This is a genomic window from Anaerotruncus massiliensis (ex Togo et al. 2026) (genome assembly GCF_900199635.1).
In the GTDB taxonomy this organism is placed as follows: Bacteria; Bacillota; Clostridia; order Oscillospirales; family Ruminococcaceae; genus Anaerotruncus; species Anaerotruncus massiliensis.
Genome location: NZ_LT962687.1, coordinates 1,238,632 through 1,258,406 on the forward strand (window position 1 = coordinate 1,238,632; position 19,775 = coordinate 1,258,406).

Below are 19,775 nucleotides of genomic sequence, written 5' to 3' on the forward strand. Positions count from 1 at the left end.
CGCGCAATGATTTGACAGGAGTGAATCTGATTTGAACAAAAAGTCAAGAGGCATCGGCATCTGGCTTTCGACCTTTCTGCTGCTGATGCTCATGGCCGTGCTGATGTTCTCGTCGATGCGGCAGACCCCCGTCACCGAGAAGTATTCCGACGTGCTCGGGTATTTCCAGCGGCAGGAGGTCAAGGAATACACCCTCGACCTGGGCACCGGCGAACTGAAGATGACCTTCCAGGACGACACGACCAAGGACTACAAGGTCCCCAACGTCGTGCTCTTCCTCGACGATATCAGTTCCGACAAGCCGGACGGCACCAAGAGCTTCGTCCGGCAGTACAACGAGGCGCACCCCGACGCCCCGATGGTCTACGACCACTTCCCGATCAAGCAGACCCCCTGGTGGGTGAGCCTGCTGCCGACCCTCGTGCTCGTGGGCCTGCTCGTCTTCTTCTACTACATGATGATGAAGCAGGCGCGCGGCGGCGGCACGGGCGGCGTGATGAGCTTCGGCAAGGCGAAGCCCCGCGCCCCCGAGGAGGGCCCGAAGGTGACCTTCCAGGACGTCGCGGGCGCGGACGAGGAGAAGGAGGAGCTCGTCGAGATCGTCGAGTTCCTCAAGAACCCTTCCAAATTCAACTCCCTCGGCGCGCGCATCCCCAAGGGCGTGCTGCTTATGGGCCCTCCCGGAACCGGTAAGACGCTGCTTGCCAAGGCGGTCGCCGGCGAGGCGGGCGTGCCCTTCTTCTCGATCTCCGGCTCCGACTTCGTCGAGATGTTCGTCGGCGTCGGCGCGTCGCGTGTGCGCGACCTCTTTGAGCAGGCCAAAAAGAACGCCCCGTCCATCGTCTTCATCGACGAGATCGACGCGGTCGGCCGCCACCGCGGCGCGGGACTCGGCGGCGGGCACGACGAGCGCGAGCAGACCCTCAACCAGCTGCTCGTCGAGATGGACGGCTTCGGCACCAACACGGGCGTCATCATCATCGCGGCGACCAACCGCCGCGACATCCTCGACCCGGCGCTGCTGCGCCCCGGCCGCTTCGACCGCCAGATCGCGGTCGGCTATCCCGACATCAAGGGGCGCGAGGCGATCTTGCGCGTCCACACCAAGAATAAACCGATCGCGCCCGACGTGAACCTGCATACGATCGCCGCGTCGACCGTCGGCTTCACCGGCGCGGACCTCGAAAACCTCGCGAACGAGGCGGCGCTGCTCGCCGCCAAAAAGAACCTCCGGGCGATCACGATGACCGAGATCGAGGAGGCGACCATCAAGGTGATCGCCGGCCCCGAGAAGAAGAGCCGGGTGGTCACCGAGAAGGACAAAAAGCTCACCGCCTACCACGAGGCGGGGCACGCGGTCTGCACCTACTATCTGCCCACGCAGGACCCGGTGCACCAGATATCGATCATCCCGCGCGGCATGGCGGGCGGCTACACCCTTTCGCTGCCGGGCGAGGACAAATCCTACATGACCAAGCGGGAGATGAACGAGGAGATCGTCACCCTGCTCGGCGGGCGCGTGGCGGAGAAGCTCGTGCTCGAGGACATCTCGACCGGCGCCTCCAACGACATCGAGCGCGCCACCAAGGTCGCGCGCAACATGATCATGCGCTACGGTTTCTCGGAGAAGCTGGGGCCCATCGTCTACGGGCACGACGAAAACGAGATCTTCCTCGGCCGCGACTTCTCGAGCACTCCGAGCTACTCGGAAAACGTCGCCGCCGAGATCGACGCGGAGATCCGCGAGATCATCGACACCGCCTTCGAGCGCGCGGTCGAAATCCTCACCGAGCACATGGATCAGCTGCACCAGGTGGCGCAGTACCTCTTCGAGCACGAGAAGATGGAGGAGGACCAGTTCGCCGCGATGATGGAGGGCAGGCCGGTCCCGGAGACCTCCGGGTCCTCCTTCTACCGCGCCGCGCCCGGCCGGCAGCCTGAGCCGCCCAAGGACACCGCCCCCAAAGAGGAACCCGCCCCGGGAGGGCAGGCTCCCCCCGCGGAGCACCCGGACAATTCGCCGTTCGGGGAGGAATGGAATCACTTTTAGCGGGAGGTAAGGAAGATGCTCTTCGACAAGATCATCACGCTGTCGCTCAACCCCGTGGCGGACATCACCCTCTATGTGGACGGGTTCATCATGGGCAGCGAGAACAACGTCACCAGCGAACTGTACGATTCGGCGGGCAAGGCGGTCGACGTTTCGCGCGTGCTGCAAAGCTATGAGCTCGCGAACACCGCGCTCATCGTGGCCGGACAGGAGAACAGCAAGCGCTATTTCGAGCGCCTCAACGACGAGCATGTCCGGACGCGGGTCATCCTCGCGCCCGGTCGGATGCGCGAGAACATCAGCATCGTCACCCCGGACGGCACCTTCACCCGGCTGATCCGCAAGAGCCCCAAGATCCGCCAGCGCACGATCGACGAGCTGGAGACGGCGCTGTCGGAGGAGATCCGCCCGGCGACGCTGGTCGTGGTGGCGGGCGCGATGCCCGAAGGGGTCACCGACGACATCTTCTGCGAAATCTGCATGTTCATCAAGGATTGCGGCGGCACGGTCGCGCTGGACACCCGCTCCGCCACGCTGGAAAACATCGCCAAGATCCAGCCGTGGGTGATCAAGCCCAACTTCGAGGAGCTGTGCATGCTCGTCGGCCGCCCGCTCGAATCGCTCGAGCAGATCAAGGCCGCCGTCAAGCAGCTTGCCGATCTCGGCGTGCGCCACGTGCTCGCGAGCATGGGCGCGGAGGGGATGGTCTACGGGGACGGCAAGGTTACATACAAGGCCGACGTCCCCGAGCTTTCGGAGATCAAATCCACCATCGGCGCGGGCGACGCGGCCCTCGCGGGCTTCATCATCGCGCACGATTACAAGTACGACCCCAAGCGCTCGCTGCAGTTCGCGGCGGCCTTCGGGACGGCCTCCTGCCTCGTGGAGGGCACGAACCCGCCCCGGCGCATCTCGGTCGCGATGGTCAATAACCAGGTATCCGTATACGAAATCTGAAAAAGAGGGCCGGAGGAATCCGGCCCTTTTCAAAGGGGAGGACAAGCAAGTGAGCAAGCTGTTGGTTGTGGTCGACTACCAGAACGATTTTGTAAACGGGAGCCTCGGGTTCCCGGGCGCGGAGGCGCTCGAGGAGCCGATCTGCCGCAAGATCGAGGAGTACAAGGCCCGCGGGGACGACGTGGCGTTCACCTTCGACACCCACGGGGAGGACTACCTGGAGACGCAGGAGGGCAAAAACCTGCCCGTCACCCACTGTGTGCGGGGGATGCCGGGCTGGGAGCTCTACGGGAGGGTGGCCGATTACTGCGACGCGCTGACCCCCTGCTTCCACAAGCCCGCCTTCGGATCGATGGCGCTGGCCTACTACGCCAAGACGCAGGGCTATGAGGAGGTCGAGCTGTGCGGGCTGGTTTCCAACATCTGCGTGATCTCCAACGCGGTGCTCGTCAAGGCCGCGCTGCCCGAGGCGCGGGTGTCGGTCGACGCGCGGTGCACCGCCTGCGCCGACCCGGCGATGAACGAAAAGGCGCTCGACGTGATGGAGGGCCTCCAGGTCGCCGTGACCAACCGGTAATCCAGGACAAAAGGGGCGGGCAGCCAAGGGCTGCCCGCCCCTTTCCGCTTCATTTGAAAGAAAAACGGGTTGATTTCGTTATCGCGTTGTGCTAAGATGGAACAACAAATGAGGTGACGGCAGTGAAACAGCGGGAATACCGGATTTTGGAGCTTTTGACCGAGCGCAAGCGGATCGAAGTGGCCGCGCTGGCGCGGGAGATCGGCGTTTCGCAGGTGACGGTCCGCAAGGACCTCGACGCGCTGGAGGAGAAGGGGGTCATCCACCGGGAGCACGGCTGGGCCGTGCTTTGCAGTCCGGACGACCTCAACGGGCGCATCGCCTACCACTATGAGGCGAAACGCCGCATCGCGGCGCGCGCGGCGGAGCTGGTGCGGGACGGCGAGACGGTCATGATCGAGAGCGGAAGCTGCTGCGCGCTGCTGGCGGACGCGCTGACGGGCGCGGGCCGGGATGTGACGATCATCACCAACAGCGCGTTCATCGCCGGGTACGTGCGGAGGAAGCCGGGCGCGAAGGTGATCTTGCTGGGCGGCGTCTACCAGAACGACGCCCAGGTGATGGTGGGGCCGCTTGTGCGGCAGTGCGCGGAAAACTTCTGCGTCGACCGGCTGTTCATCGGCACCGACGGCTACGCGAGCCGCAGCGGCTTCACCAACAGCGACCACCTGCGGGCGCAGGCGGTGCGGGATATGGCCGCGCAGGCGGAGGAGGTGGTCGTGCTGATGGAGAGCAGCAAGTTCGGGCGCCACGGCGTGGTGCCGCTCCAGCTCGCGGAGAAGGCGCGGACGGTGATCACCGACGACGGCATCCCGCCCGAAGCGCGCCATGAACTGGAGGCGCGCGCGGTCACGGTGCACACGGTGCCGGCAAACGAATAAGAAAACGCCCCGGACGGCCGTTGGCCGCCCGGGGCGTTTGCGCGTTAGAAGAAGGCGTCGATCCCGCCGTCGAGGAACCGCCGCCGGTAGTCCTCCAAATCCTCCTCGTGCAGCGCGTCCGCACCGGAATAGGCGTAGGCGCGCCCGAGCAGGGCGTATTTTTTCTCGCCGAACTGGTGGAAGGGGAGCAGCTGCACCCGCGAAAGGCCGGCCTCCCGGAGAAGGCGTCGGAAGCCGTCCGCGTCCGCGGGCGCGTCGTTATAGCCGGGGATGACCGGAATCCGGGGGAGCACCTCGCTTCCGGAGGCGGCGGCCCACCGCAGGTTGTCGAGGATTGCGCGGTTGGAGACGCCCGTCCCCGCGACATGCCGTGCCTCGTCCCAGTGCTTCACGTCGAAGAGCAGCAGGTCCGCGAGCGCCGCCGCCCGGTCGAAGTCGGCGGCGGGCGCGTACCCGGTCGTCTCGATCGCGGTGTGGACCTTTCGCTCCCGCAGCGCCCCGAGCAGCGCGGCGCAGAAATCGGGGTGCATGAGCGGTTCGCCGCCCGAGAGCGTCACCCCGCCGCCGCTCTCCTCGTAGAAGGGCTGGTCCTGCATGCAGACGCGCAGCACCTCCTCCGCGGATTTCCACGACCCCTCACAGGAGAGCGCCCGCGCCGGGCACTGCCGCACGCAGGCCCCGCACCCCACGCAGGCCGTGGGGTCGATCCGCACCCCTTCGGCGCCGAGCGCGGCCGCCCCCCGCGGGCAGGCGCGCGCGCATCCGCCGCAGCGCAGGCATTGCCCGCCGTCCCACAGAATCTGCATGTCGGGGCTCTGGCTTTCCGGGTTGGCGCACCACGCGCAGCGCAGCGGGCAGCCCTTCAAGAACACGACGGTGCGGATGCCCGGCCCGTCGTGCAGGCTGAACTTCTGGAGATTGAAAATCAGGCGCTTCTCGCCCATGGGAACGCCCCCCCCTCGTTTGTCTGGCTCCATTGTAGCACGGGGAAGCCCAAAAGTAAACGAAAACTTACGAATGAAATATCATAAGATTTTGTACAGAAATACAATTGACATTCTTTGGGGAGATTGCTACAATGAAATTGCAAACGAATGGGTAAATACTTACGAACGAATTTACTTGACAGCAGGGAGGAGCGGCCGCATGGAACAGTATGTAATCGGCGTTGACGTGGGCGGGACCAAGACGGCGTACGGCGTGTTTGACGGCGCGGGACAGATCGTGGCGCGCCGCCGCTGCCGATCGGACGATTCTCTTTCCCCCGAGGCGTTTTTCGACGGCGTCGCCGCCAACGTGCGGGAGCTGATGGAGGAGGCGGGGATCGCCCCGGGAAACCTGCGCGGCGTGGGCATCGGGATGCCCTCCTTCATCCTCTTCGAGGAGGGGCGGATCGTCAAGACCACCAACCTGACGAAGATCCGCGACTTCCCGGCGCGCGCCTACCTGATGGAGAAGCTCGGCGGCGCGCGGGTGCTGCTCGACAACGACTCCCACACCGGCGCGCTGGCGGAATTCCGCCACGGCGCGGGGCGCGGCTTCCAGAACATCGTCTACTGCCCGGTGAGCACCGGCATCTCGTCGGGCATCGTCATCGACGGCAGGCTCTTCCGGGGCCGGTACGGCTGGTCGGGGGAGAGCGGGCACATGATCGTCACGCCCGGCGAGGGGATCGAGTGCGGCTGCGGCAACCGCGGCTGCCTCATGAGCTGGTGCTCCGGCTCGATGATCGTCCGGCACATCCGAAGCTGGATCGCGGCGGGCGAACCGACCGTCATGGCCGAGCTGGCGGGCGGGGCGGAAAAGATCACGGCGGTGCACCTCCGGCAGGCGTGCGGGCTGGGGGACGCGATGGCGCTGCGTGCGCTCGGGCAGATGGCGAAGTTTTTGGGCATCTGGCTCTATAACCTCTATGTGACCCTCAACATCAACTGCTTCATCTTCGGCGGCGGGCTGACCGGCTTTGGGGAACTGCTCTTCGGACGCGTGCGCGAGGTGTTCGACGGCTATAATCATAACGATATGCCCGTCTACTTCAAGATGGCGGAGCTTGAACACGATTTCGGCGTCATCGGCGCGGCCGAGCTGTTCTATTGAAAGGAGAACCCGATATGAGTTATTTTGGAGAGCTTACCCCGCGCATGGCGGCCTTCCGCGAGGAGCTGCTGAACGCGAAGCCGCAGGTTTGCGTCGAGCGCGCGGTGATCACCACCCGCGTCTACCGCGAGCGGCAGGACCAGCCGCTCGCCCTCAAGCGCGCGATCATGCTGCGCGAGGTGCTTGCGGGCATGTCGATCTTCATCGAGCCGCAGACGCTGATCGCCGGAAACCAGGCGTCGAGCAACCGCAGCGCGCCGATCTTCCCCGAGTACGCGATGTCGTGGGTGATCGACGAGCTCGACGAGTTCGAGCGCCGGGACGGCGACGTCTTTTACATCACGGAGGAGAATAAGCGGAAGCTGCGGGAGATCGCGCCCTTCTGGGAGCACAACACGGTGCTCGACAGGGGCCTCGCGGCCTTCCCGCCCCACTCGAGGCTCTACTATGACCTCGGCATCATCAAGTCGGAGGGCAACATCACCTCGGGCGACGCGCACTGCGCGGTCAATTACGGCGACATGCTGCGGGCGGGCCTCGGGGACTATAAGCGCCGCGCGGAGGAAAAGCTCGCCGCGCTCGACCTGACCGACTACCGCAATATCCACAAGAGTTATTTCTACCGCGCGGTCGTCATCGTGGTGGACGCGGTGCGCGCCTTCGCCAGGCGGTACGCCGACCTCGCCTTCCAGACGGCGCAGGAGGAGCCGGACGAAGCCCGCCGGGCGGAGCTCCTGGAGATGAGCCGGATCCTCAACAAGGTGCCCTACGGGCCGGCGGAGAGCTTCCGGGAGGCCGTGCAGGCCCTCTGGCTCACCCATCTCGTGCTCCAGATCGAATCGAACGGCCACAGCCTCTCCTACGGGCGGATGGACCAGTACCTCGACCCCTACTACGAGGCGGACCTCGCCGCCGGAAGGATCACCGCGGCGCAGGCGGATGAGCTGCTCTGCAACCTCTGGCTCAAGACCTACACGATCAACAAGATCCGCTCGTGGAGCCACACCCAGTTCAGCGCGGGCAGCCCCCTCTACCAGAACGTGACGATCGCGGGCCAGACCCCCGACGGGCGGGACGCGACCAACCCGATGAGCCGGCTGATCCTCCAGAGCGTGGCGCAGTGCCGCCTGACCCAGCCCAACCTGACCGTGCGCTACCACAGGGGGCTTTCCGACGAATTCATGCGCGAATGCGTCGAGGTGGTGCGCTGTGGGTTCGGAATGCCCGCCTTCAACGACGACGAGGTGATTATCCCCTCCTTCATCGCCAAGGGAGTGAAGCCGGAGGACGCCTACAACTATTCGGCGATCGGCTGCGTCGAGACGGCGGTCCCCGGGAAGTGGGGCTACCGCTGCACCGGCATGAGCTTTTTGAACTTCCCCAAGGCGCTGCTCATCGCGATGAACGACGGCGTCGATCCCGCGTCGGGCACCAGACTCTGCGAGGGGGCGGGGCATTTCCGCGATATGGAGAGCTTCGACGAGGTGAAAGCCTGCTGGGACAAGGTTATCCGCGAGATGTGCCGCCAGTGCACGGTCATCGACGCGACCTGCGACATGGTGCTCGAGGAGAACACCGCCGACATCCTCTGCAGCGCGCTCACCGACGACTGCATCGAGCGCGGCCTCAACATGAAGGAGGGCGGCGCGGTCTACGACTTCATCAGCGACCTGCAGGTGGGCATCGCCAACCTGGCCGACAGCCTCGCCGCCGTCAAAAAGGTCGTCTTCGAGGACGCAGCGGTCACCCCGGCACGCCTGTGGGAGGCGCTGGAACAGAACTTCGAGGGACCGGAAAACGAGCGCATCCGGGCGCTCCTACAGGCCGCGCCCAAGTACGGCAACGACGACGACTATGTTGACAACCTCGTTGTGGACGCCTACAATGTCTACATCGACGAGATGAAGAAATACCACAACACCCGGTACGGGCGCGGCCCGATCGGCGGAATCTACTACGCGGGCACCAGCTCGATCTCGGCCAACGTCCCGCAGGGCGCGGGCACGCTGGCGACCCCCGACGGCCGCAGGGCGGGCGAGCCGTTGGCCGAGGGGTGCTCCCCGAGCCACGCGGCCGACAGAAACGGCCCGACGGCGGTCTTCAAGAGCGTCTCCAAGCTGCCCACCGGGGAGATCACGGGCGGCGTGCTCCTGAACCAGAAGGTCACCCCGCAGATGCTCCAAAAGGAGGAGAACCGCGAGAAGTTGGTCCTGCTGCTGCGCACCTTCTTCAACCGCCTCCACGGCTACCACGTGCAGTTCAACGTTGTCTCGCGCGACACCCTGCTCGACGCGCAGGCCCACCCCGAAAACCACCGCGACCTCATCGTGCGGGTGGCTGGGTACAGCGCCTTCTTCAACGTCCTCTCGCGCAGGACGCAGGACGACATCATCGAGCGCACCGAGCAGGCCCTGTAACGCCGATCAATTGACCGAAAGGGAGTTTTCAATATGTATGAACTGATGCTTGACACCGCGAATCTGGAAGATTTGAAGGAGGGACTGGACAGCTGGCCGGTCGTCGGCGTGACCTCCAACCCCACGATCCTGAAGGAGGAGGGCGGGATCGACGTCTACGCCCGCCTGCGGGAGATCAAGGCGCTCTGCGGAAAAAAGCGCAGCCTGCATGTGCAGGTCGTCTCCACCGCCACCGACGCGATCCTGGAGGAGGCGCGCCACATCCTCGATCAGCTCGGGAAGGACACCTTCATCAAGGTCCCGGTCAGCGCCGCGGGCCTGCCCGCCATCAAAAAGCTCTCCGCCGGGGGGGTGAACGTCACCGCCACGGCGATCTATTCGACGATGCAGGGGATGCTCGCCGTACTGGCGGGCGCGAAGTACATCGCGGTCTATTTTAACCGCATGGAGAATAACTGCACCGATCCCACGCGGGTCATCGCGGAGATCCGCGCGTTCATCGACGGCAGCGGCAGCGGCGCGAAGATCCTGGCCGCCAGCTTCAAGAACGCCGCGCAGGTCGTCTCCGCCTACGCGAGCGGCGCGCAGGGCGCCACCGTGGGCGCCGACATCATCCGCCTGGGGCTGGGCATGACCAGCATCGACAGCGCGGTGGACGGCTTCCGGAAGGATTTTGAGGCGATCCATGGTGCGGGCAAGACGATGTCGACGATCTGAACCGCACGATCATAAAAGCCCGGCTGCCAGAGGCAGCCGGGCTTTTTTCCGCCGCGGTCGATTTTTCCAGCCCCGGCGGAGGCGTTTTGGGCCGTGCGGCAGGGAAGAGCAAAACGCCCGCCGGGAAAGGCGGACGCTCTGTGGGGAAACGGTTTATTTTGATTGCGCCTTTAGTATACCATAAATTTACAATTCTGTATATAGTCATATTCGTGGAAAATCGGGAGAAAAAATCAAATATATTGTGATATCCAGAAAAATGGAAATTAAAAAAGAGCAAAAAAAGTACCGCCCAAGCGATTGCCCGGACAGCACCCCTGGTGGACGGTAAGGAACTCGAATCCCTGACCCCCTGCACGTCAAGCAGGTGCTCTACCAGCTGAGCTAACCGTCCATATCGTCGTCTCTATCAGCGACTTTGTTATTATAATATAATTCTCGGTAAAATGCAAGCGAAAAATTCAAAATTGGCGCAAAAATTTGTAAACCGTGGAAATCGACAAGGAGTGTGGGGGGAATCCGGGGGATTTATTGTGCAGTTCTGTCAAAAATTGCCCCCTTCGCACTGTCAAAACCAACTGAAAAGCACTTGTTCGCCGGTGCGTGAATGTGATATAATAAATTGATTTGGCATGTACAGGAGGGCGTCATGGTAATTCTGGGAATCGACCCCGGCTACGCCACGGTCGGCTTCGGGGTGGTCGATTATGCCTATGGGAAATTTACGCCCATCCGCTTCGGCGCGATCACCACGCCGGCGGGGATGGCGTTTCCGGCGCGCCTGGAAATCATCTACGGCGACCTCTGCCAGGTGCTCGACAAGACCCCGCCCGCGGCGATGTCGGTCGAGCAGCTCTTCTTTACCAACAACAAGACCACCGGCATCGACGTGGCGCAGGCGCGCGGGGTGATCCTGCTCGCGGCGCAGCAGCGCGGCGTGCCGGTATACGAGTATACGCCGATGCAGGTCAAGCAGTCGGTGGTCGGCTACGGGCTGGCCGAAAAGCAGCAGGTGATGGAGATGACCCGCCGGCTGCTCGGGCTGGAAAAGGTCCCGCGGCCGGACGACACCGCCGACGCGCTGGCGCTGGCCATCTGCCACGCGCACTGCGCGGGCTCGCTGCTTGCAAAATACCGATAGGAGGCGCGGGGATGTATTACTGCGTGACCGGAAAGCTGATCCATGTGGAGCCCTATCTCGCGGTGGTGAGCTGCGGCGGGGTGGGCTACAAGTGCATGACGACGATGACGACCCTCTCCTGCCTGCCGCCGGCGGGCGGGGAGGTCACCCTCTATACCCACCTGAACGTAAGGGAGGACGCGCTCGACCTCTACGGGTTCTATACCCAGGCGGAGCGGACCGCCTTCCAGATGCTGATCGGCGTGTCCGGCGTGGGGCCCAAGTCGGCGCTGGCCGTCCTTTCGGACATGACGCCCGACCAGCTCTCGCTGGCGGTCGCGTCGGGCGACGCGAAGAGCCTGCGCAACGCGCCGGGCATCGGGCCGAAGGTCGCCCAGCGGATCATCCTCGAGCTCAAGGACAAGCTCGGGACGGACGGGCTCGCCGAGGGGATGCAGGAGGTCGCCGCGCAGCTCCGCAGCGAGACGACCAATATGAGCGAGGCGGTCAGCGCGCTGTGCGTGCTCGGCTACAGCCAGTCGGAGGCGGCGCGCGCGCTGGCGGGCATGGCCGCCGACACGCCGGTGGACGAACTGATCAAGCACGGGCTCAAGGCGCTTTCGGGCGGCAGATAACGGGAGGGGGCATCGGGGATGTTCGACAACGAGATGGACTTTGAAAACCGCATCGCCGCGCCGGAGTATACCCCGGCGGACGGCGAGATCGAGCTCTCCCTGCGCCCCCGGACGCTTGGGGAGTACATCGGGCAGGAGAAGGTCAAGGAGAACATGCGGGTCTTCATCCAGGCGGCGAAGGGCCGCGGGGAACCGCTCGACCACGTGCTGCTCTACGGCCCTCCGGGACTGGGCAAGACCACCCTCTCGGGGATCATCGCCAACGAGATGAACGTCAATATTCGCGTCACCAGCGGCCCGGCGATCGAAAAACCGGGCGATTTGGCCGCGTTACTCACCAATCTCGCGCCAAATGATATACTGTTTATAGATGAGATCCATCGGCTGTCCCGCGCGGTGGAAGAGGTGCTCTACCCCGCGATGGAGGACTACGCGCTGGATATCATCATCGGAAAGGGCCCGTCGGCGCGGTCGATCCGCATCGACCTGCCGCACTTCACGCTGATCGGGGCGACGACGCGCGCGGGGCAGCTCACCTCGCCGCTGCGCGACCGGTTCGGCGTGATCCAGCGGCTGGAGCTGTACACCGCCGACGAGCTCTGCACGATCGTGCGGCGCAGCGCGGGGATCCTCGGGGTCGAATGCGACCCCGAAGGGGCGTTTGAGCTGGCGCGCCGCAGCCGCGGCACCCCGCGCGTCGCCAACCGGCTTTTGAAGCGGGTGCGCGATTTCGCCCAGGTGATGGGGGACGGCAGGATCACCAAGGAGATCGCCGCCATCGCGCTCGACCGGCTGGAGATCGACCACCTCGGGCTCGAGACGACCGACCGCCGGATGCTCGAGACGATCATCAGGAACTATGCGGGCGGCCCGGTGGGGCTGGACACGCTGGCCGCGGCGGTCGGCGAGGAGGCCATCACGCTCGAGGACGTCTACGAGCCCTACCTCATGCAGCTCGGCTTTCTGGCGCGCACCCCGCGCGGGCGGTGCGCCACCGCGCTGGCATACGGGCATCTCGGGCTCAAAATGCCGGGGGAGGACGCCCCCGGACAGCTCACGCTCGGCTGAGCGGACCGATTACATACGATAGGAGAAAGACCGAATGGGCAGAATTTTTGGAACCGACGGGGTGCGCGGCGTCGCCAACGGCGACCTGACGCCCGAGCTCGCCATGAACCTCGGCCGCGCGGCCGGCATGGTGGTGGAGGAGGCGACCGGACGCCGCCCGACCTTCCTGGTCGGCAAGGATACGCGGATCTCCTCCGACATGCTTGAATCCGCCATGGCGGCGGGGCTGTGCAGCGCGGGGGCGGACGTGGTGCTGCTCGGCGTGGTGCCCACCCCGGCGGTCGCCTTCCTGGTGACCAGGTACGGCGCGGACGCGGGGGTGATGCTCTCGGCGAGCCACAACCCCTATGAATATAACGGCATCAAAATCTTTTCCTCCCGGGGCTACAAGCTGCTTGACGCGCAGGAGGAGGAGATCGAGCGGATCGTGCTCGACCACGAGAAGCCCTATTCGATCAAGGCCCCGGCGGAGATCGGCACGGTGCGCCGCGCGGACAGCGCGGTGGACGACTATGTGGAGTACCTCAAGACCACCGTGGAGTGCGACCTCTCGGGGCTGCGCGTCGCGCTCGACTGCGCCAACGGCAGCGCGAGCGTCACGGCGAAAAAGCTCTTTGAGGGGCTGGGCGCGGACTGCGACATCCTCCACGCCGAGCCGGACGGCAAAAACATCAACGACGGCTGCGGCAGCACCCACATCGGGGAGCTCTGCGCGCGGGTGCGCGAGGGCGGCTTCGACGCGGGGCTCGCCTTCGACGGGGACGCCGACCGCTGCCTCGCGGTGGACGAGAACGGCGGACTGGTCGACGGCGACCGGCTGATCGCCCTCTTCGCATACCATCTCAAGGAGCAGGGCAAACTGAAAAACAACACCCTTGTGGCCACCGTGATGAGCAACCTCGGCCTCTTCAAGTTCGCCGAAAAGCACGGCATCGCGACCAAGGCCACCAAGGTCGGGGACCGCTATGTGCTCGAAACGATGCTCGCCGAGGACTTCTGTATCGGCGGGGAGCAGTCGGGGCACATCATCTTCCGCGACTTCATGCCCACGGGGGACGGGCAGCTTTCGGGCATCCAGATGCTGAGCCTCCTGAAGCTCTTCCACAAGCCCCTCTCTGAGGCGGCGGGGCTCATGAAGACCTATCCGCAGACCCTCTTAAACATCCGCGCGACGCCGGAAATGAAGGCGTCGCTCTCGCAGGACGCGCGGGTGCAGGGGGAGATCGCGCGGCAGAACGACCGGCTGGGCGGCGACGGGCGGGTGCTCGTGCGCGCGTCGGGGACCGAGCCGCTCATCCGCATCATGGTCGAGGGGCAGGACATCGGAGAGATCGAGGCGATCGCGCGGGAGATCGCGGACGTGATAAAGGGGTAATGACATGCGCGCAGCAACCGGATGGAAGGACTTTGAACTGCTCGACGCGGCGGACGGCGAAAAGCTGGAGCGGTGGGGGGATGTGATCCTCGCCCGCCCCGACCCGCAGGTGATCTGGAAGACGCCGAAGGGTCCGGAGTGGGGCCGCGCCAACGCGCGATACAACCGCTCGTCGAGCGGCGGCGGCAGCTGGCAGGTGAACCGCCTGCCGCGCGCCGAATGGGAGATCGGCTACGGACCGCTCCGGTTCTGCATCCGGCCGACCGGCTTCAAGCACACGGGGCTCTTCCCCGAGCAGGCGGTCAACTGGGACCTGATGGACGGCCTTGTCAAAAATGCCGGCCGGGAGCTGAGCGTCCTCAACCTCTTCGCCTACACGGGCGGCGCGACGCTCGCCTGCGCGGCGGCGGGCGCGAAGGTCTGCCACGTCGACGCCTCCAAGGGGATGGTGCAGTGGGCGCGGGACAACGCCGCGCGCTCCGGCCTTTCGGACAGGCCCGTCCGCTGGATCGTCGACGACTGCAAGAAGTTCGTCGAGCGGGAGATCCGCCGCGGCGTCCGGTACGACGGCATCGTCATGGACCCGCCGAGCTACGGGCGCGGCCCGGGCGGCGAGGTGTGGAAGCTGGAGGACAGCGTCTTTGACCTCGTGAGCCTCTGCGCGGGGGCGCTGTCGGACGCGCCGGAATTTTTTCTGCTCAATTCCTATACGACGGGGCTCTCCCCGTCGGTGATGGCGTACATCCTGTCGGTGACGGTGGGGGAGCGGTTCGGCGGGCGGGTGTCCGCCGACGAGATCGGCCTGCCGGTCACGCGGACGGGGCTGGTGCTCCCCTGCGGGAGCACCGCCGTCTGGACGCGCGAACCGTGACCGCCGTCCGGACGCGCGGATAACGCATCGCGGGTGCGGCCCGCAGAAACAGACAAGCTCACACGGCCGGTATCCCCCGGGGAACCGGACCATCTAAGAGGAGACAGCCAAATGGAAGACATCATTTCCGCGGAACGGGTGGTCTTTGGCTACCCGAAAGAGGACAACCAACTGAATATCGTCCTGCGGGGCGTGAGCCTTACCATCCCGGAGGGGCAGTTTGTGGCGGTGCTCGGCCATAACGGCTCGGGCAAATCCACGCTGGCTAAGCATTTTAACGCGATCCTCGTCCCGAACGAGGGAAAGGTGACCGTCTGCGGCATCGACACGACGGACGAGAACAAGCTCTACGATATCCGCCAGCAGGTGGGCATGGTGTTCCAGAACCCGGACAACCAGATCGTCGCGACGATCGTCGAGGAGGACGTGGCGTTCGGGCCGGAGAACATGGGGGTCGACCCGGCGGAAATCCGCCGCCGGGTGGACGAGTCGCTTTCCGACGTGGGGATGACCGAGTACAGGACCCACGCGCCGCACCAGCTTTCGGGCGGGCAGAAGCAGCGGATCGCGATCGCGGGCATTATCGCGATGCGCCCGCGCTGCATCGTGCTCGACGAGCCGACCGCGATGCTCGACCCCAAAGGCCGCCGCGAGGTTTTGAGCGTGATCAAGCGCCTCAACCGCGAAAACGGCATCACCGTCGTGCTGATCACCCACTATATGGAGGAGGCGGCGCAGGCGGAGCGGGTCGTCGTGATGAACGACGGCGAGCTCCTCTTCGACGCGCCGCCGCGGGAGGTCTTCTCCCACGTGCGGGAGCTCAAGGAGGTCGGGCTCGACGTGCCGCAGGCCACCGAGCTCTGCTGGCAGCTGCGGCAGGCGGGGGTCGACCTGCCGGGCGGCATCCTTACCGAGGCGGAGGCCGTCGCGGCCATCTCGGACGCGCTGCGCAAAAAGGGGGTGGGCGCCAGATGATCGCAATCAAAACGGAGGAGCTCACCTACACCTATTCGGCCGGCACCCCCTTCCAGAAGACGGCCATCGACCATGTGAACCTCGAGATCGAGCAGGGGGAGTTCGTCGGCGTCATCGGGCACACCGGCTCGGGAAAGTCGACCCTCATCCAGCACTTCAACGGGCTTTTGAAGCCCACCTCGGGCCGGGTGCTCATCAACGGGACCGACCTGTGGGCCAAGGAGACCAACCTGCGGGAATACCGCTTCAAGGTGGGGCTGGTGTTCCAGTACCCCGAATACCAGCTCTTTGAGGAGACGGTCTACAAGGACATCGCGTTCGGACCGGTCAACATGGGGCTCTCGCCCGCGCAGGTGGACGAGCGGGTGCGCGAGGCCGCCAACTTCGTCGGCCTGCGCGACTACCATTTGCAGAAATCGCCCTTCGAGCTTTCGGGCGGGCAGAAGCGCCGGGTGGCGATCGCGGGGGTGCTCGCGATGAACCCGGACATCCTCGTGCTCGACGAGCCGACCGCGGGGCTTGACCCCAAGGGGCGCGACAGCATCCTCGGACAGATCAAGCGCTACCACCGGGAGCGGGGCAACACGGTGCTGCTCGTCTCCCACAGCATGGAGGACATCGCGCGCTACGCGCGCAAGGTGCTCGTGCTCAACCGCTCGGGCGTCGCGATGTACGACGACGTGGCGAAGGTCTTCTCCCGCGCGGAGGAGATCACGAGGATGGGCCTTTCGGTGCCGCAGGTGACCCGCATCTTCATGGGTCTGCGGGAGGAGGGCTTCCCGGTGAGCGAGAGCGTCTACACGATGGACTACGCGCGCGAGGAGCTGCTTTCGCTGCTCGGAAAGGGGGCGGGGAACCATGCTTAAGGATATCACGATCGGCCAGTATTTCCCCGGGACCTCCCCCATCCACAGGCTCGACCCGCGCATGAAGATCGTGCTCACGGTCGCGTACATCATCCTGCTCTTTACCGCGCAGAACGCGGTGGGGCTCGCGGTCGGGGTGCTCTTTCTCGTGCTCGTCTACGGGATCTCCAAAATCCCGCCGGTGATGATCCTGCGGAGCTTAAAGCCCGTGGTGCCGATCATCGTCTTCACCTCGGTCCTCAACATGTTCTTCATCGACGGCAGGGTGCTTTTCCAGTGGTGGATTTTAAAGCTCACGGCGGAGGGGGTCAAGACCGCCGTATTCATGAGCGTGCGCATCGTCTGCCTGATCGCGGGCACCAGCCTGCTGACCTACACGACCTCGCCCATCGCGCTCACCGACGGCATCGAGCGGCTCTGCAACCCGCTCAAGCGCTTCAAGCTGCCGGTGCACGAGCTCGCGATGATGATGACGATCGCGCTGCGCTTCATCCCGACCCTCATCGAGGAGACCGACAAGATCATGTCGGCCCAGAAGGCGCGCGGCGCCGACCTCGAGAGCGGCGGGCTCATGCAGCGGGCGCGCGCGCTCATCCCGATTTTGATCCCGCTCTTCGTGTCGGCGTTCCGCCGCGCGGACGAGCTGGCGCTCGCGATGGAGTGCCGCTGCTACCGCGGCGGAGAAGGCCGTACCCGCATGAAGCAGCTCAAGATCCACCCGCGCGACGTGTGGAGCGCCGTCTTCGTGGGGGCCTGTCTGGTCTTCATCGTCCTTTCCAATCTTTACGGGGCCCGGGTTTTGGAGCAGCTGGGCCTGCTGCTTCGTTCTGTCTAGCGGGGAGGTGACGGGGTTGCGCCATCTGCTTTTGACCCTGCGCTACCGCGGCACGAATTACCACGGCTTCCAGGTGCAGCAAAACGCGCTTTCCGTGGCACAGGTGGTACAGGACGCGGTGGAGGCGGTGTTCGGCGCGCGGCTCGACGTGAAGGGCTGCTCCCGCACCGACGCGGGGGTGCACGCCAACCGCTTCGCGCTCGCCCTGCGCACCGAGAGCGGCATCCCCTGCGACGCGGTGGTGCGCGCGATGAACGTGCGCCTGCCGGAGGATATCGCCGTGACCGGTTGCCGCGAGGTGCCGGAGGAGTTCCATCCGCGCTACTCCTGCACCGGCAAGCGGTACCTCTACAAGATCTACAATTCCCCGGTGCGCGACCCGTTCCTGAGCGGTCTCGCGCTCCACTGGAAATACCCGCTCGACGAAAATGCGATGGACGCGGCGGCGCGGCAGTTTATCGGGACGCACGACTTTTCGGCGTTTTGCAGCGCGGGCGGCTCGGTGGAGGACACGGTGCGCACCATCACCGCCGCGTCGGTCGCGCGCGAGGGGGCGCTCGTCACCTTCTCGGTCACGGGCGGCGGCTTTCTCTACAACATGGTCCGCATCATGACGGGCACGCTGCTGGAGGTTTCGCGCGGGGCGCTCGCCCCCTCCGACATCCCCCGCATCCTCGCGGGCCGCGACCGCGCCGCGGCCGGTCCGACCGCCCCGCCGCACGGGCTCTACCTCGACGCGGTATTCTACTGATTTCAGCTTCACGGGAGGAAAACCGATGGCACAGTTAACCGATCTTGAAAAGGTGCGCCGCCGCCGCGCACGGCGCCGGATGGTGCGGAGCCTCTTCATCCTCGCGCTTTTCGCGGCGGTGGTCTTCCTCTGCGTGACGGTCATCCGCCAGGCGGGCGACCTCGACCTCAAAACCGCCTACAGCGACCTCCGGGCGGGGATGGCGTCGGGCGACGGATATCCCGTCTCTCTGCCGGGCGGGCAGGTGACGGAGCTCGAGAGCGCGGGGGACGCGCTCGTGATGCTCACCGACACCAACCTCTACACCTACAATTCCTCGGGCGGGCAGATGCTGGGCGTGCAGCACGGCATGGCCAGCCAGACCCTCAAGACCGCCCGCGACCGCATCCTGCTCTACGACCCGAGCGCCGAAAAGCTGGCGGTCTACTCCAAGTCGGCGCAGCTTTCGTCGGTCACGACCGACAGCCAGATACATACCGCGGACCTCGCCACCAACGGCAACTTCGCGGTCGTCACCGGCGCGAACGACGCGCTCGCGCGCGTCATCGTCTACAACCGCGGCGCCGAGGAGATCTTCCGCTTCTCGGGGAACACGCCGATCATCAGCATCTCGCTGGCCGACAACCGCGATACGATGGCGGTCGGGTTCGTGGACGCGTCGGACGGCAAATACCTCTCGAGCATCCGGAAATTTCAGTTCAGCTACCAGGAGGGGGACACCGGCCGGGTCGACCTGCCGGGCGAATTGCTCCTGATGGTCGACTACCGCAGCGCGAGCGCGATCCGCGCGCTGACCGACCAGCGGGTCATCCTCTTTGACGGCGACCTGCGGGAGACGGCGTCCTTCGCCTTCGGCGAGACGGTGCTCGACCGCTACGCCGATTCTCCCGACGGCAGGCTGGTGCTCGTGCTTGGCAACTACGACAAGGAGAAGCGCCTCTCGGTGGTGACCCTCGACCGCGATTTCAACGAGGTCGGGCGGTTTACCATCGACTACAACATCTCGGGCGTCAAGGCGGACAGCGACTACATCTACCTGATGGCCAAGGACCGTCTGCACATCCTCGACTTCGACGGCGCGATGGCGGCGTCGGTGCAGATCAACAGCTTGAGCCAGATCCAGCCGGTCGGCGGCAAGCTCTACTACACGACCGACACGGCGATCAACGTCATCGACATCGGCGAGATCGCGCCGCCCGCCTCCTCCGGCAAGGAAGCGCCCGCCTCCTCCGGGGAGGAAAGCGCCCCCGCGGACGAGGACGACAGCCCTTCCGGGGAGGCGTCTTTGCAGCCGTCCGGGGAGGAAGCGCCTTCGGAAAGCGGCGGGGACGCGGAAAACCTCCAGCCGGATTCGGAGCCTGAAAGCGCGGCCGAACCGGAATCCGCCCCCGAAAGCGCGGCCCCTTCCGGGGACGCCTCGTCGGGCGACCTTCTCAACTACGACGATCTCGCGCCGGGAGGCTGAACCGATTTGTAAATTTGCGGCAGATTTGGTATAATGGCCGCAGCGGCCATGACGCCTGTGCGGAGCGCTTTTTGCTGCGGCGCTCCCGCCGCGCGTCCCGCGCCGGTGGGCGCACAGC

At 65.2% G+C, this 19,775-nt stretch carries 18 protein-coding genes and 1 tRNA gene; 17 read left to right on the forward strand and 2 right to left on the reverse strand.

Features of this window, described 5'->3' with window-relative positions:
- Nucleotides 1-85: 85 nt before the first annotated feature.
- The 4 genes from ftsH to C1A13_RS06360 all read left to right on the forward strand — a co-directional run bounded on the left by ftsH (nt 86) and on the right by C1A13_RS06360 (nt 4,465).
- Nucleotides 86-2,050 carry an ATP-dependent zinc metalloprotease FtsH gene (ftsH, locus tag C1A13_RS06345; RefSeq protein WP_101553201.1) on the forward strand — a complete coding sequence of 655 codons (1,965 nt, stop codon included), beginning with the start codon at nt 86-88 and terminating at the stop codon, nt 2,048-2,050.
- 15 nt (nt 2,051-2,065) lie between these two features.
- Nucleotides 2,066-3,007, forward strand: a complete 942-nt coding sequence (locus C1A13_RS06350; protein WP_101550235.1) for a 1-phosphofructokinase family hexose kinase — start codon at nt 2,066-2,068, stop codon at nt 3,005-3,007.
- Between the two features lie 49 nt (nt 3,008-3,056).
- On the forward strand, nt 3,057-3,584 hold the full coding sequence (locus C1A13_RS06355) for a cysteine hydrolase family protein (RefSeq protein WP_101550237.1): 528 nt from the start codon (nt 3,057-3,059) through the stop codon (nt 3,582-3,584).
- Between the two features lie 122 nt (nt 3,585-3,706).
- Complete coding sequence (locus C1A13_RS06360; protein ID WP_101550239.1) at nt 3,707-4,465, forward strand: DeoR/GlpR family DNA-binding transcription regulator; 759 nt, start codon at nt 3,707-3,709, stop codon at nt 4,463-4,465.
- Between the two features lie 44 nt (nt 4,466-4,509).
- On the opposite strand, the gene C1A13_RS06365 is transcribed toward C1A13_RS06360, so the two are convergent.
- Nucleotides 4,510-5,409, reverse strand: a complete 900-nt coding sequence (locus C1A13_RS06365) for a glycyl-radical enzyme activating protein (RefSeq protein WP_101550241.1) — start codon at nt 5,407-5,409, stop codon at nt 4,510-4,512.
- 202 nt (nt 5,410-5,611) lie between these two features.
- Between C1A13_RS06365 and C1A13_RS06370 the strand changes: the two genes are divergently transcribed.
- Genes C1A13_RS06370 through C1A13_RS06380 form a run of 3 tightly spaced genes read left to right on the forward strand, consistent with a single transcriptional unit; the run spans nt 5,612 to nt 9,696 of the window.
- Nucleotides 5,612-6,562 (forward strand): ROK family protein, encoded by a 951-nt coding sequence (locus C1A13_RS06370; RefSeq protein ID WP_172439194.1) that lies wholly within the window; start codon nt 5,612-5,614, stop codon nt 6,560-6,562.
- Nucleotides 6,563-6,576: 14 nt separating this feature from the next.
- Nucleotides 6,577-8,979 (forward strand): glycyl radical protein, encoded by a 2,403-nt coding sequence (locus tag C1A13_RS06375; RefSeq protein ID WP_101550245.1) that lies wholly within the window; start codon nt 6,577-6,579, stop codon nt 8,977-8,979.
- A 33-nt stretch (nt 8,980-9,012) separates the two neighbouring features.
- A complete protein-coding gene (locus C1A13_RS06380; RefSeq protein ID WP_101550247.1) occupies nt 9,013-9,696 on the forward strand; it encodes a fructose-6-phosphate aldolase in 684 nt (227 codons plus the stop codon).
- Between the two features lie 318 nt (nt 9,697-10,014).
- Here C1A13_RS06380 and C1A13_RS06385 read toward each other — a convergent pair.
- A tRNA-Val gene (locus C1A13_RS06385) sits at nt 10,015-10,090 on the reverse strand.
- 255 nt (nt 10,091-10,345) lie between these two features.
- Here C1A13_RS06385 and ruvC point away from each other — a divergent pair.
- The 10 genes from ruvC to C1A13_RS06435 all read left to right on the forward strand — a co-directional run bounded on the left by ruvC (nt 10,346) and on the right by C1A13_RS06435 (nt 19,657).
- Nucleotides 10,346-10,837, forward strand: coding sequence for a crossover junction endodeoxyribonuclease RuvC (ruvC, locus tag C1A13_RS06390; protein WP_101550249.1), 492 nt, complete (start codon nt 10,346-10,348; stop codon nt 10,835-10,837).
- Nucleotides 10,838-10,848: 11 nt separating this feature from the next.
- Complete coding sequence (ruvA, locus tag C1A13_RS06395) at nt 10,849-11,451, forward strand: Holliday junction branch migration protein RuvA (protein WP_101550251.1); 603 nt, start codon at nt 10,849-10,851, stop codon at nt 11,449-11,451.
- A gap of 18 nt (nt 11,452-11,469) precedes the next feature.
- Nucleotides 11,470-12,519 carry a Holliday junction branch migration DNA helicase RuvB gene (gene ruvB, locus C1A13_RS06400; protein WP_101550253.1) on the forward strand — a complete coding sequence of 350 codons (1,050 nt, stop codon included), beginning with the start codon at nt 11,470-11,472 and terminating at the stop codon, nt 12,517-12,519.
- A gap of 34 nt (nt 12,520-12,553) precedes the next feature.
- Complete coding sequence (gene glmM / locus C1A13_RS06405; protein ID WP_101550255.1) at nt 12,554-13,894, forward strand: phosphoglucosamine mutase; 1,341 nt, start codon at nt 12,554-12,556, stop codon at nt 13,892-13,894.
- Between the two features lie 4 nt (nt 13,895-13,898).
- Complete coding sequence (locus C1A13_RS06410; RefSeq protein ID WP_101550257.1) at nt 13,899-14,765, forward strand: class I SAM-dependent methyltransferase; 867 nt, start codon at nt 13,899-13,901, stop codon at nt 14,763-14,765.
- A gap of 111 nt (nt 14,766-14,876) precedes the next feature.
- On the forward strand, nt 14,877-15,740 hold the full coding sequence (locus tag C1A13_RS06415) for an energy-coupling factor transporter ATPase (protein WP_101550259.1): 864 nt from the start codon (nt 14,877-14,879) through the stop codon (nt 15,738-15,740).
- Complete coding sequence (locus tag C1A13_RS06420; protein WP_101550261.1) at nt 15,737-16,606, forward strand: energy-coupling factor transporter ATPase; 870 nt, start codon at nt 15,737-15,739, stop codon at nt 16,604-16,606. The genes C1A13_RS06415 and C1A13_RS06420 overlap by 4 nt, the downstream gene beginning before the upstream one ends.
- Complete coding sequence (locus C1A13_RS06425) at nt 16,599-17,441, forward strand: energy-coupling factor transporter transmembrane component T family protein (protein WP_101550264.1); 843 nt, start codon at nt 16,599-16,601, stop codon at nt 17,439-17,441. The genes C1A13_RS06420 and C1A13_RS06425 overlap by 8 nt, the downstream gene beginning before the upstream one ends.
- A gap of 16 nt (nt 17,442-17,457) precedes the next feature.
- Nucleotides 17,458-18,192, forward strand: a complete 735-nt coding sequence (truA, locus tag C1A13_RS06430) for a tRNA pseudouridine(38-40) synthase TruA (RefSeq protein WP_101550266.1) — start codon at nt 17,458-17,460, stop codon at nt 18,190-18,192.
- Between the two features lie 25 nt (nt 18,193-18,217).
- Nucleotides 18,218-19,657, forward strand: coding sequence for a DUF5711 family protein (locus tag C1A13_RS06435; RefSeq protein WP_101550268.1), 1,440 nt, complete (start codon nt 18,218-18,220; stop codon nt 19,655-19,657).
- The last annotated feature ends 118 nt before the right edge of the window (nt 19,658-19,775 follow it).